The sequence below is a fragment of the Paenibacillus sp. MAHUQ-63 genome, from assembly GCF_028765165.1.
Lineage (GTDB): Bacteria > Bacillota > Bacilli > Paenibacillales > NBRC-103111 > Paenibacillus_E.
On the sequence record NZ_JARADB010000001.1, the window covers coordinates 82,489 to 95,973 of the forward strand.

Genomic DNA, 13,485 nt, shown 5'->3' on the forward strand with positions numbered 1-13,485 from the left:
CTATTTTCGAAAGATTAGAATAATTTTTTTGCAGTTCTATTGTTTTTACGAGATAGTAACGTACGTCTTTCGCATAGTAATTTCTTCCCAACCTGGGTCGTGACTTTAAATTATACAGCCCAAATACAAACAACAAGGCCATTGAAGTCGTACTTGTTGATCCTCACCTTGTTTAAAATAATGGCTATGTTAATCTTTGATTTTGCTTTTTGAATCAAACAAACCACCTTCTCGAAAGGAGGGTGGTTTGCTGTGTTAACGTTCTCCGTTAATTCTTTTTCTCTGAGGGAGGTTAATACCTTTTGAAGACTATAAATCGTCAATAAGAGTTCGCAGTTTTGACATCAATATCTGATTGCTGTACGACAAAACCCGCTTATAATGAAGCCATTACCATGTGGTAGGAAAGGAGATCTTCGGTTTAAATGAGCGAAAACCACCATGCACCGCGGCAAGCTAGCAACAAAAATTATACGGCTGCCATCGTCACCATCTCATTAGTCGCTAATATCGTTATTTTACTCTTGTTCTTCTCACCGATTGGCTACAAGGGAGAGATCGATTTCGATCTTACCATCTTTCCAAGAATCAATGGGGTGTTGAACAGCTTCACCTTCATCTTCCTGCTAGCCGCGTTGATAGGGATCCTACGGAAGAACGTAAAGCTTCACAAAGGGTTCATTCTCGCCGCCTTCTCTTCTACACTGTTGTTCCTTGTCTCCTACTTAACGTTCCATTACATGTCTTCGGAGACGGCGAGGTTCGGTGGTGAAGGCATTATCCGGCCGATTTATTTCTTCACTCTGATCTCTCACAGCATTCTGGCGGCCATCATCGTGCCGCTCGCCTTGTTCACTCTCGTGTGGGGATGGACTAACCAGTTGCATAAACATCGTAGAATTGCCCGTTGGACGATGCCGATTTGGCTATATGTCAGCTTAACCGGGGTTGTCGTGTTCCTAATGATGGAACCGTATTATTGAAGCTAATGCGACGATAGTCGATTTGAGGAGCAATCCTTAATGTTGACAGTTGTCATGACACTCACACTCACTTACAAAAATTTAATATTGCCGAACTTTTCCGTAGTTCAGTACCGCCGTCATATGCTCGATCGTGATCGCCCAATGCGAGGCGGTCCAGTACTTCTCTTTATTTGTAACGTAGATGATTTGCGGTGATTGGTGATTGACGCCAAGATCTTCGGCGATTTGGTTCGAAACAGGACGAGCTTCGATTACCTTTACGAGTACGTAATCGACATCACGATTTGGATTGTCTTGCAAATAATCATTATATTCTTTCAGCGCATTGGCACTAACCGGGCAAATCGTGCTATGCTTCAGCACCACTTGTCCGCGTTCGCCAGAATGCTCCAACACCGATTTCCATTCTTCGATTGTTGTGATTTCTCTCGCATTCATCTTAATCATTCTCTCCTCTCATTAAAAGTGGACATTCTCCACGGCTTCAAGATATTTCTCGCAATCGAGCGCCGCCATACAGCCGCTGCCCGCTGCGGTAATCGTCTGGCGGTATTTGTGAAACCCAGGGAAATTCTCCACGTCGGTTGTTGTCGTCAGCTGCCCGCCAGGATAACGAGCGGCTCCTGATTTGCGCACGCCAAGTAAATGGCAGCCGTCAGTCCGGCTGGCCCCGTGCCGATTACGATGGATTTGTATGTCTTCATTGCGATTCCTCCTTATTTTTAAGCTACGACTCTTGTAAATGCCCTGACTCCCGGCGCCGCCGGTTCATAAGTATCAAGGACAATGCGATGACCGTGAGGATAATGCCAAGCACTCGAAATCCTTCGAAGCTGAACTTGCCCCCCATTACGATACCTATTAACAAGGAAGAGAGAATGGTTCCCAGGTATCTTGAAGTATTGAATATTCCGGATGCTACTCCGATTATTTCTTTGGGAGCACTTTTGAACAAGGCCGCTTGCATACCTACACTGTTCAATCCATTGCTGATACCGAATGCTGCTAACGCTAAACATACACTGATAACCGGTGAAGTTTGATTTAATGTCACGATCCATATGGACCCAAGTGCCATCAGTATACCGGATAGTAACAATGCCGGCCTGGGTCCTGATTTATCGATCCAGCGTCCTGCAATTGGAGAAACCACGAGGGAGCACAAGCCCAAGCTTAGCATAAGAACCCCTGTGTGGAGTTCGCCCACATGACGTACCATTTGCAAGTAGGACGGAAGTCCGAAAAAGATAGAGTAAAAAAGTAAGTTAACGAGCATGAATTCGACATTGACCCAAGTCATCGTAGGATACTTGGCGAATGCGCGCAAAGGAATAAAGGGTGACGTCGTTTTTAACTCATGCCGTACGAAAGCCACAAGCAGCACGAGGCCTATCAGCCCGACAAAAGCACTCATTAATGAGATATGCCCATTTGATTTTGCTGAAAGTAAGGAGGCGAGGAAGGCAACCAAACCCACTGTGAAGAGCAGGATCCCTGACGCATCAAGCAAATCCAACCATTTACTAAAGGACATGCCCCGTGCAACGGATGTTGTCGTTTTGTCCTTAGGAATATTCCTCCAAGCTAATAGAAAGCTCGCCACCGCGAACGGAATATTGACGAAAAAGATAGCAGGCCAGCTCCACCAGTGAATCAGGATCCCGCCAACAAAGGGACCAATTGCTGCTGCCCCGGATAGGAATATGGACAAAACAGACAGCGCAGACGCTTGCTTCTCCGTAATATGAATTCGCACAATGGCCATTCCCACCGCAACCATCATGCTTGTTCCAATAGATTGCACAATGCGGAACACGATGAGCCACCCGAAGTTGAGCGAAAGAGGAGCTAATAATGAGGCAACGAAGGCTACAATCAGTCCGATAAGAAATATCCTCCTGCGACCGAATAAATCGCTGGCTTTTCCCATAACAGGTTGAGCGATGCTGCTTGCAATGTAGAAAGAAAAAATAATCCAGGAAACAACTGTAAAGTCAAGTTGGAACACATTTTGTAGTCTTGGAATAGCAACAGAAACCATCGAAGAATTTAATGGGTTCAATAATATACCAAGGCCAACGGAAATCATCAACCACCTGTTGCGAGCATTCATTTTTGAGCTCCCCTCCAAAGTTTATTGATGTCATCTTACTTGAAATCAATTATTTATTCCAACGCATTTTATGTTATGATTTCATTGACTTGAAGGAATGAATGAGGTGTGGAATGGAACTTCTTCAACTGCAATATTTTCTAGCGGTAGCTCGATTGGAACATGTGACTGAAGCTGCACGTAGTCTGCACGTTACTCAATCGTCGCTAAGCAAAACGATTCAACGCCTAGAGGAGGATCTAGGGGTCCCTCTATTCGATCGAATAGGGAGGAGACTGAGACTCAATGAGTTCGGAAGCAAATTTCTTCGCCGTGCGGAAAGGGCTTTGTTTGAATTGGAACAAGGGAGGCAGGAGATTATCGATTTGTCCAGACCGGAACATGACACAATCGAATTGGCGGTGACCAACGCAAGCACGCTGCCTAATATCCTTCGAGAGTTTCGGAAAAAGCATCCCCAGATCCAATTTCATGTGCAAATGCTGACCACGCAGGAAATGATTACGCTCCTTCATCGAGGAGAGGTCGATTTCTGCTTGTCCTCGCCTCCAATACAAGGGGATGACATTGAATGTCAAATCGTGTTCATCGACCCCATCCTTGTAGCTGTTCCAATGGGGCATCGGCTGGCAGACCGAAGCAGCGTATCCTTGAATGAACTTAAGGATGAATGGTTTGTCGGTGTAAAGAAAGGCTACCTTACTCGCGATTTAGTAGACTCCGTATGTAAAGAGGCCGGTTTTGCACCTAAATATGTGTATGAGGGAAATGAGCCTGCCAGGTTAAGCGCGCTTGTAGAAGCCGGAATAGGCATTGCCTTCATACCAAGTACAGCAAGGAATTCGCGGGAGCATATCCAGTATCTCCAAGTAGAGGACCATGAATTGGTAAGGGAGATTGCTTTATTACGGCACAGGAGCCGATATATTTCGCGGGCTGCTCTGGAATTCCGTGATGTAGTTGTAGAATATTTCGGGTCGTTATCCAAACAGACAGTTTAATCATGCTTTTCATTTGGGAAGCGTACATGGATAGACCTGGCGGTATGCGAGGCAGGAACAAAGCTCTTGAGCTCCAAGCACTCGCTAGACTTCGTTGGAGACGCTACATGCTCTTTGGAAGACAAATGGGAGCTGCGGCACCTCATCGAAGAATTCGAACGAATCTGCCACATCATTGATGAAGCGGACGAGATGATTAAAAAGCTTTTGCCCGAAATCCCCTGTTCTGATCTCGTTCGATCCGTCGGTGTTTCTGTTCCTGCAACGGCTGCTCTTTTGCATGTGGAGGTGACTTACGTAAACTTTCTCATGGGAATCCGTTATTGCGGAAGGTTGGGTTGAACTTAGCGAAAATGCGTTGCTTATCATCCGCTACCGCCAAATCTTCGCCGGTGTTATCGATCTTTTTGACATAATTAAAAACGGCCGCCAGGATGAAATACCCACGACAGCCACTTTGTATTCAATGTTCCGCGTTAATAGGACTATATTGGCACTTGTGTGACTTCTACACCGTTGACCAGAACAACGGTTTGCGCTCCGCCCGGCCATTGATTGTCGGAAATCGTAACGTTCTTACACGCCTTAAGCTGTATGGGATACTTCATGAAATGATGCGGCGGATAAGATTCGCTTTTTTCAATCACATTATTTACGAATTTGATCCCGTCGACAGAATGCCCATTCACGATACCGACATCGAATGTAACAAACCGATTATTCTCAATCGTAATATTGCGATGGTAACATTCCTCGAACGCCTCAGGCCGCTCAATCTCGGGATCGATATCGATCAAGGCACTTCCCCAATCCGGACAGCAATAATTGCAATCCGTAAACTCGTTGTTGCGAATCATAACCTGCCTAACCGCTCCGGACTCGAACCAGTAATTGGCGTCGCCGGAAATTTTAATGCCGGCTCCCGGTGTGCTGATCTTGTTATGCTCAAGAAGCACGTTTCCCGAAGTAGTGATCAAAAATCCACGGGCACGGTTAGCCCTGACCGTACAGTGCATGACCGTTAAATCTGGATACCACAAGGTATTGCCGGCTGCATCAAGCAATTGCACATCCTCAGGCAGTTGCTGATCAAAAGTAAGCACCACATAATCTTTATTCAAAACGTTCACGTCTTTAACCGTTGAAGCTGCGTATGCCAACAGCGAGTCGCGCCGCACGAATTCAACTTGATCGCCGGGTTCGGCAATCTTGATCCCCTTGGCCATGCCGTGAGCGAGTTCAACCATAAGCCTGTCATCACCGAGCTTTTCGATTATTCTGGCATAAATGCCGTGCACATTGCATGGGTCGTCCAGTTGATTCTCAAAGAGACAATGCTCGATTTCCACTTGGCCACGGCAATAAACAAAGTGAGTGGCATCCGCTGTGGCTGTTACCATACGGTCAGATCCTGGTCTAAGCATGACGTTGAACTTATACAAACGTATATTCGTACACCATTGCGCAATAAGTCCCATGCCCGGGGCATGATGGACGTTAACCGATTCCAAGTTCATGTTTTCCCCGCCGTTGATGAAAAAAGCCGGATTCTCTCTTCTTCCGAAACGCATAACCAAGATATTGCCAGCTTGCGGCGGTTTTATGTTATCTCCAGAATATGTAATTGTTCCTGGACTCGACTCTTCAATTCGCACCTTGCGATAGCTCCCCCAACTTAATCTGTCGCCGCTTTGATAGGCAGGTGCTTTCGTCTTCATGTCGAATTCGTTCAGTCCCCATACTTTTTCAGGCTTTCCGCCAAATTCAAACCAAACCGCGTTGTTCTCGACCCGATAGACACTCCCTTCCGGCAGCTGGATGTCGAACGAATCGGAATGGGTGCGGGAGACCGTTCCTTGGGTGAACATCGGCTCCTCCCAATCGATCACGAGGTTCTGAATGGTCACATGACGGCAGTTATCGATAACGAATGGGATCACCGGACCATGGAAAATAAACTCCGACCCTTGTCCGTCAATTGTAAACCCGCTTCGGTCAGTCAAATGGAATACAATTCGGCGCAGTCCTTCCTGATCGTGATTAGAGATGAAAAGCTGCCTCTCTACTGTTTTGTCAGGCCAAAAATGATAACTCCCCGTCGGAAAAACAAGCGTTGAGGCTCCCGATTCCTTACAGTACTCCAGTGCATTCCTGACAGCCCATGTATTATCGAAGCCTTGCTCCGGCTTTGCGCCAAACTTCTCTACATTTAAGATCATGTATTTTCCTCCTGCCTTCTCGCATTTATTTCCCATTCCGATACTCTTGCGGCGTTACATCGTTGTACTTTTTGAAAAATCTCATAAAGGCAAGCCCGGATAGATAACCCACCGCTTTCGCAATATCCTGAATTTTCATCCCTGTTTCCCTTAACATTTTTTTTGCTTGTTCGTTACGGACCGAAGCAATGTACTCGGATATGCTGATCCCCGTGACGCTTTTATACAAGCGGGACAAATAAGAGGCATTCAAATGGACCTGTTCCGCAAGGCACGTCAATGAAATATTGCAGGCTATATTCGCATGAACATATTCGCGCACCTTATCGACAATGATATGCGTACTCTTATCCATATCATTTCTTTGACAGACGAACATGCATATTGCCAATCGCCTGAAATATTCAATCAATTCCATCCATGAAATGATTTCACTTGAATCAAACAGCTTACCGACCGGCACCTGCTCGACCACTTTCCGCGTAAGACCATGCCTGTTCATATAAGACATGAAAATCGATGCAAGGGAATGATAGATTTCCATTTTCAGATAATCATTGCATTCGTCGCTCGCAAGAGTGCTCAGCACTTCCTCGAGTACGATTGTGAATTGCTCTTCTCCGCCATTTTCGAGATGGTAGCCCAGGAGTTGAAATTTCCTTTGTAAGGAGAAACCGATTACTTTACTAGGAATCGCCGTCAACATACTGGATGTTGTTAAACGGCTTCCTTCAACCAAGAGCACTTCGCTCTGCAAACCGATTTCTTGTGCCAAAAACGATAGCAACCGGTCGAACTTCTCGGAAATACCGCTCCACTCCCCCGGCTGCTCGCTTAATACAAAAGAGACGGGTAAACGGAGCAGATCCCGGGACGCGTTCTGGATGGTTTCAAGCGTTCCTTTGATGAAATAGAACGTACGCTGCCAAACTTCGTTTTCTGGAAGTGACGCTTCAAGTTTATTAGGTTGAATGAACCATATCATTTTGGAGGGTTCGTAGACAACCGAGAAAAATGTCGCGCCATCGCCAAAACATTCTTCCATGATGTTCTGTAAGGCGAAAATGAGCAACTCTTGCTCCAGCCTCATCGAGACATTACGCCAGCTGTCGACTCGTGCAATCAGCAGAAATACAGGAATGCCGCTTTTCAGAGGAATACCTATTTCTGTAAAATCATGCTCGATACGAAACGGATCTTTCGATTTTCCATGCAGCAATGCCAGTATATATTCCTTCTGCAGCGTCGGGATAGCCAGCTTCATATGTATTTCCGCCTTCTCGACGAGCTTCTTTGATGTGAATTCTTCCTCTATGGTTTGAATAGCCCTCGAAATGACTTGTATAATTTTCGTCTGCTCTTCGGTTTTCAAAATATAGTCAAATGCACCGAGACTTAACGCGCTTTGGACATAATCAAAATCGTTGTAGCTGGTCAAAAAGATAACTTTGCAGTTCGGCCACTGCGCTTTGATTTCTTGGAGTAAAGCAATGCCCTCCATATGCGGCATCTTGATATCAGACAAGACGACGTCGATTTTATTCTTCATTAATATTTCGAGAGCTTCTATTCCTGAATACGCTTTATAAACTTCTATATCAAGCGATTCTTCCTCCAGAAGCGATTCCGTTAAACCGTCGACGATAATCGGAACGTCATCTACTACCAATAATCGATGCATGCTCAATCTCCCCTTGGTTCTTAGTTGGGGCCACTTTAAATAGAAGGCTTACCCGTAAACCTCCCAAACTGGACCTGCCAAGTGAAATTCCACTTTCTTGTCCAAACTTTAACTGTATACGTCTATGTACATTATGTAGACCCGATATATCTTCGTTATTACCCGGTGTGCTTATTACCCGTTCTTGCAGTTTTAAGATGTCAAGATCGGTCAAATTATCACCATTATCCTCAATATGTATAGCGATGCCCGTTTCGTCTTCGTTCACATGAATGCGTAGCTTACCGCCTGAGTGTTTATTGCCGAAAGCATATTTATAGGCATTTTCAATAACGGGCTGAACAATCAGCCGCGGTATGATCCATGCATGTTTAAACGAAATTTGCTCAGGTATGCAAACGTCAACACGGTCCGCAAAACAAATTTTTTGAATATTGATATAAGTTTGGCTATGCGCAATCTCAGCTTGAAGAGGTATTTCGTCGGCACCATCCCTGGTCATAAATTGAAAGTATTGCCCAACAAATAGCGAGAACCGGTATGAGGTTTCCAGCTCTCCTGATAAAATCAGCTGATTCAATACGAACAAGCAGTTGTATAGAAAGTGCGGATTTATCTGCGACTGTAATCGCTTCAGCTCATGACGCTGACTGATAATTTTCTGGTGGTATACTTCCCGGATCAGATCATCCAATGTTCCTACCATATCATTGTAGCCCTGGTATAAATAAGCGAACTCATCGTTACGGCGGGGTACCTCGATCAGTCTCAGATGGCCGTTCTTCATACTTTTGAACGTGACAACCAGTTTCTTAAGCGGTTTATGAATGATACGATAGATCCAATAAGAAAAGATGACAATCAATGTTAACGACACCGCAAAAAGTATCCATAGCCTCGTTTCGTACTTTCTCAATTCACCCAGCAAGCTGCTTTCCGGTATGAAAGATACCATATACATCCCTAGTTGAAGAGACTTGCGATATACAACCATATACGGCTCTTTATGATAGGAAACATATTCGATGCCTGCATGATCTCCCCCTTTCTGCAGACGGCTCTTGAGCCACTCCGTCCGTTCCGGATCGTTTCCGGTCGAAATGGAGGAATCGGCAGAAAAGCGAACGAGCTCCGTGCTTATGCCTAGCGATCGATTGGTATCGGATAACAATTTCGTCATCTCAGGCAAAGAAAGCTCGACACTTTGTACGAACAACGGTCGATTATTTAAACCTCCGCCATAGCGAAATCGAATCCAAAGACGTCCTTCCCAGGAAACCAGCGATCCCTCATGCGAGTCCAAGGCCGCCATTGCCGTAAACTCCTGTACGTTGATTGAGGTTAGATACTGCGAGCTCAATATAGTCCGGTCGATGGATGGAATATAGGTCTTCACTTCCGAGATAAACGGACTCGATTGCTTCACAAGCTTGAGTCTACGTTGAATGGCTTGAATTTTCTCGACTTTATCGTAGTCATCCAACTCAGCTCCATTTGCTGCGAGTATCAGCAAATCTTTGTCCAATACAAACTCAGGCAGCAATCTTAGTATCCGCTCGCTTTCTATTTCCAACGAGTGCAGAACGTTCGTATTTCTGTCCATCATCGACTCCGAAATTTTATCCCTCAATTCCTCCTTCCCTTTATCGATGAAAGCAAGCATGATGACAAACAAGGGAGTCAAAATAATAATAAAGGCCAAAATAAGCCGCAAAAATATCGGTGAGGATCTGCGAAATCCTTGCAACGTTGACCACCTCACTTAGTCATCTATAGCCATGTTTCGTTATATCTTCTATTCTTTGACGCTGCCCATCACAATACCTTTAACGAAGAAACGTTGAAGGAAAGGATAGACGAGCAAAATAGGCAGTGCAGCAACATAGATTTGAGCAGCCGTACTTGTCCGATCGGACATAGTCGCCAGTAATTGGGCTTCCTGGGCTGATAAAAATCGCGGGTCTTTACTGATCACGATGGTTTGAAGAAATGTTTGCATCGGGTAATTCTCTGGATTGTTCATCAGAATCAAGCCGTCAAACCAACTATTCCAATGTCCCACCATACTGAACAGTGTAATCGTTGCCAGAGCCGGAAGCGAAAGTGGAACAAAAAATCTCCATAAAATCATAACATGCCCCGCTCCATCCATTCTGGCTGATTCCTCCAGCTCCTTCGGCAAACTTCGGAAGAAATTAAGAAGCAGAATCACGTTAAATACAGGTACTGCCGATGGAAGCACAAGCGCCCATATCGTATCCATAAGCCCTGTCGCCTTGATCGTCACGAACCACGGTATCAGTCCGCCGCTAAATAGTATCGTAATGACGAATATCCAAACATATACGGTCCGCATACGAAAATAGGTAGAATCCTTGGATAGCGGATAAGCAGCTGTGACAGTCAGCAGCAAGTTAATCCCTGTTCCAAGGACTACACGCTTGATGGACATCCAAAATGCAGTAAGATATTGAGCTTTATTAAATATATTCTGGTATGCTGCTGTTGTAAACTCGACCGGCCACAGCTTCACAATCCCAGCAGAGGCTGCAGTCCCTGAGCTAAGCGACACAGCTAAAAGATGAATGAGCGGCAGCACGCAAAGCAGAGAGAGTGCAGTTAGAAAAACATAATTGCAGCCAATAAATGCCTTTCTGCTGATAGATGCGCGAGTAACCATGTTTCTTCCCCCTTTCAGGTTAGAAAATACGATAGTTGGCAAAACGGTAAGCCAAATAATAAGACGCAGAAATCAAAAACAAGGAAACGGTGGACTTCAGCAATCCAACTGCCGTAGCAAGCCCGTATTGCGCTTGTAAAATTCCGAGACGATAGACAAGCGTGTCGATGATATCGCCGCTTTCATAGACAGGCGGGCTGTATAAATTGAATATCTGGTCGAACCCTGCATTCAAAACATTACCGATACTGAGCGTTACCATCAAAATGGCTATAGGCATGATGCCCGGCACTGTTACGTACAAAGTCTGTTGAAGCCGATTGGCCCCATCGATTTCGGCCGCTTCATAAAGGCTGGGGTTAATCCCCGTTAGCGCTGCTAAATACACAATTGTGTTGAATCCGAATTCTTTCCAGACATCGGATGAAACCAGAACAAACCGAAACCAGCCGTTTTCGCCAAGAAAAAAAATTGGTTTGATGCCGAACATGCTTAGGATTTGATTGACGATCCCATGAGATGGAGATAATACATCGATTAATATGCCTCCCAAGATAACCCAGGATAGAAAGTGTGGCAAATAGACAAGTGTTTGAAATGTGCGCTTGAACGCAGTCTTCCTTACTTCATTCAGCAATAAAGCAATGATCATTGGCACAATCAGGCCCAAGGCAATTTTCATCGATGCGATAAGCAGTGTGTTAATAATGGCTCTCTCGGTATCGGGCAAATCGAATAAATAGTTGAAATTCCTCCAACCAATCCACGGTGATCCGAATATCCCTTTGGTGGGGATATATTTTTCAAATGCGATGATGATCCCAGCCATCGGCCAGTAGCTGTAAACGGCCAATATCGCTAAACTTGGCATCAGCATGAGATGCAAAGGCAGTCGTTCGTTTCGCATGAATCTCCGCACACTTCTCAACTCCCATCTGTAACTAGGCCCACAGAAGATTGAAGTGTCCGGGAATGCGGATTCTACCCGCATCCCGAACACGTTCGTCCGTCGCTACTTTTTAGTTTTTGCATACCATTCATTAGCTTCTTTGGTCATTTGTTCGCCGCCAAGCTTCTTCCATTCCACTACGAATTTATCGAATTCATCTACCGATACGTTATTCATAATGATTTTGGTGAAAGCTTCCTTGGCTTTTTCTTCAAGTATCCCTTTCTTCTCGAGCATGGCCGGTGTCAATGTGCCGTAGAACTCATCGATTTGGTAGCGCTTTTCCCGATCATACTGATCCATGATCGCAAACGATCCACCCGGCTTGGAAATCGCCCATTCGTTCCACATGGACAGGTCCCCTGCCAAATATTTCTCCACACGTCTGTAGCGGGAATTGATTTCAGGGTTTGATCCGAGCAGTGTAGGGTCTTTCGCCTCTATTGCTTTTGGAAGCAGTTTGCCTGCAGGCAGATTCTCATCCTGGGCGAAAAATACAGTCGGGTTAATTTTCCACAAGAGCGCACTTTTGTCCACACCTGATTTTCCGAACATGTAAACTTTATTCGCATCTGTCAAATTGGTTTGAACATCAATCCATTTATTGATCATTTTCATTACGGCTTCAGGATGCTTCGCTTTTTTAGATACGACGAAATAATTGCTTGTTCCAATATCTGTTGCGGTTTTCGCCGGTTTGCCGTCAATCGAAACGATAGGATATGCTTCCCAATCCTGAGCTAGCTTCCCGTTCTGCACTGCGGCCGATTGAAGCGGCCAAATGCTTTGCCAGAATGCGCCGTAAGCCATTCCAATTTTACCAGCCACAACCAGTTCATTTTCCTTATCCGCATCTTTCACAGCAAATTCCGGATCGATCATCCCGGCTTTATACATGTCCTGAAGTTGCTTTAGCGCCTGCTTCATTTCCGGCATAACCGTTCCATAGACCAGCTTGCCTGAAGCATCTTTGACCCATTTGCCCGGATAAGCGTGATATCCGTTGAAGAAGCCTTGCAGATCGTAAGCGCCTCCAGCGATATAATCGCTATTTAAAGCGAAGGCATATGTCTTGCCTGCTCCCCCTGGATCTTTCTTGGCAAACTCCTCGGCAATCATCATTACGTCCTGCATCGTTTGCGGCTTGGGCAAACCTAATTTCTCCAACCAGTCTTTACGGATCCACAAATAACTGGAAGAGTTATAAGGATTGTCTGTAGCCGGGAAAGCCATTAAGCGGTTATTGAAGGTAGCTGTACTGAGCTGCCGTCCCCCGTCAAGATGAAACCATTCCTTTGTTTTCTGACTTGCATATTTATCAAAGATGTCAGTTACGTCCGCAATCATATCGGCTTCCTGCAACTGCTGCAATTCATTCGCGGATACCCGAAAGAAGTCTGGTATGTCATTCGAGGCAATGCTGATTTTCAGCTTTTCTGTATATTTGTCGGATACCCAGCTATTTTTGATTTTGATGCCAAGCTCCTTCTCATAAGCGTCATATACCGCATTTTTATCAATGGTTTCACCTTCGTCAAACTTAATGTTGCTGACTGCACGTATTGTTGTTACTTCAATTGGCGGATCATATTTAGACATCGGATCGGTTAAAGACATATTCACCTTTTCACTCGGCTCAGTCTGATTTCCATTTTGCGGTTGATTTGACGAATTGCTGGTGCATGCTGTCGTCATACCTAAAGCAGAGACTAACGAAAGTGTTAATCCTATTTTAAACAATCGCTTCTTCATTGGATCTACTCCCCCATTGTCATATTTTGTTCCGATAAGAAATCGCTTTCTTCATATTTAATTATAGAGGGGGGCTGAATGACCTCTCAATATACGCATTTTTA

Annotated in this window: 11 protein-coding genes and 1 pseudogene; 3 read left to right on the forward strand and 9 right to left on the reverse strand. The window is 45.0% G+C overall.

Annotated elements, in window-relative coordinates:
* Positions 1-425: 425 nt before the first annotated feature.
* A complete protein-coding gene (locus PUT07_RS00275) occupies positions 426-983 on the forward strand; it encodes a DUF420 domain-containing protein (protein WP_274465717.1) in 558 nt (185 codons plus the stop codon).
* Between the two features lie 81 nt (positions 984-1,064).
* Here the strand turns inward: PUT07_RS00275 and ytxJ are convergent, their stop codons facing one another.
* From ytxJ to PUT07_RS00290, 3 genes and pseudogenes are all read right to left on the reverse strand, one after another.
* Complete coding sequence (gene ytxJ, locus PUT07_RS00280) at positions 1,065-1,424, reverse strand: bacillithiol system redox-active protein YtxJ (RefSeq protein ID WP_274465718.1); 360 nt, start codon at positions 1,422-1,424, stop codon at positions 1,065-1,067.
* Between the two features lie 120 nt (positions 1,425-1,544).
* Positions 1,545-1,690 (reverse strand): annotated as a pseudogene (locus tag PUT07_RS00285) (thioredoxin-disulfide reductase); the annotation flags it as partial.
* A 23-nt stretch (positions 1,691-1,713) separates the two neighbouring features.
* The gene (locus PUT07_RS00290) at positions 1,714-3,099 is read right to left on the reverse strand and encodes an MFS transporter (protein ID WP_274465719.1); all 1,386 of its coding nucleotides are present in this window, start codon (positions 3,097-3,099) and stop codon (positions 1,714-1,716) included.
* 113 nt (positions 3,100-3,212) lie between these two features.
* Here PUT07_RS00290 and PUT07_RS00295 point away from each other — a divergent pair, with 113 nt between their 5' ends.
* Both PUT07_RS00295 and PUT07_RS00300 read left to right on the forward strand, forming a co-directional pair.
* Positions 3,213-4,100, forward strand: coding sequence for a LysR family transcriptional regulator (locus PUT07_RS00295; RefSeq protein WP_274465720.1), 888 nt, complete (start codon positions 3,213-3,215; stop codon positions 4,098-4,100).
* A 114-nt stretch (positions 4,101-4,214) separates the two neighbouring features.
* The gene (locus PUT07_RS00300; RefSeq protein ID WP_274465721.1) at positions 4,215-4,442 is read left to right on the forward strand and encodes a hypothetical protein; all 228 of its coding nucleotides are present in this window, start codon (positions 4,215-4,217) and stop codon (positions 4,440-4,442) included.
* A 143-nt stretch (positions 4,443-4,585) separates the two neighbouring features.
* Here the strand turns inward: PUT07_RS00300 and PUT07_RS00305 are convergent, their stop codons facing one another.
* The 6 genes from PUT07_RS00305 to PUT07_RS00330 all read right to left on the reverse strand — a co-directional run bounded on the left by PUT07_RS00305 (position 4,586) and on the right by PUT07_RS00330 (position 13,381).
* Positions 4,586-6,319 carry a right-handed parallel beta-helix repeat-containing protein gene (locus tag PUT07_RS00305; RefSeq protein WP_274465722.1) on the reverse strand — a complete coding sequence of 578 codons (1,734 nt, stop codon included), beginning with the start codon at positions 6,317-6,319 and terminating at the stop codon, positions 4,586-4,588.
* Between the two features lie 25 nt (positions 6,320-6,344).
* Complete coding sequence (locus PUT07_RS00310; RefSeq protein ID WP_274465723.1) at positions 6,345-8,000, reverse strand: response regulator; 1,656 nt, start codon at positions 7,998-8,000, stop codon at positions 6,345-6,347.
* Complete coding sequence (locus PUT07_RS00315) at positions 7,975-9,747, reverse strand: sensor histidine kinase (protein WP_274465724.1); 1,773 nt, start codon at positions 9,745-9,747, stop codon at positions 7,975-7,977. Before PUT07_RS00315 ends, PUT07_RS00310 begins: the two co-directional genes overlap by 26 nt.
* 48 nt (positions 9,748-9,795) lie before the next feature.
* Positions 9,796-10,680, reverse strand: coding sequence for a carbohydrate ABC transporter permease (locus PUT07_RS00320; protein ID WP_274465725.1), 885 nt, complete (start codon positions 10,678-10,680; stop codon positions 9,796-9,798).
* A gap of 19 nt (positions 10,681-10,699) precedes the next feature.
* Positions 10,700-11,587, reverse strand: a complete 888-nt coding sequence (locus PUT07_RS00325) for an ABC transporter permease (protein WP_274465726.1) — start codon at positions 11,585-11,587, stop codon at positions 10,700-10,702.
* A 105-nt stretch (positions 11,588-11,692) separates the two neighbouring features.
* The gene (locus PUT07_RS00330) at positions 11,693-13,381 is read right to left on the reverse strand and encodes an extracellular solute-binding protein (RefSeq protein ID WP_274465727.1); all 1,689 of its coding nucleotides are present in this window, start codon (positions 13,379-13,381) and stop codon (positions 11,693-11,695) included.
* Positions 13,382-13,485 lie beyond the last annotated feature (104 nt).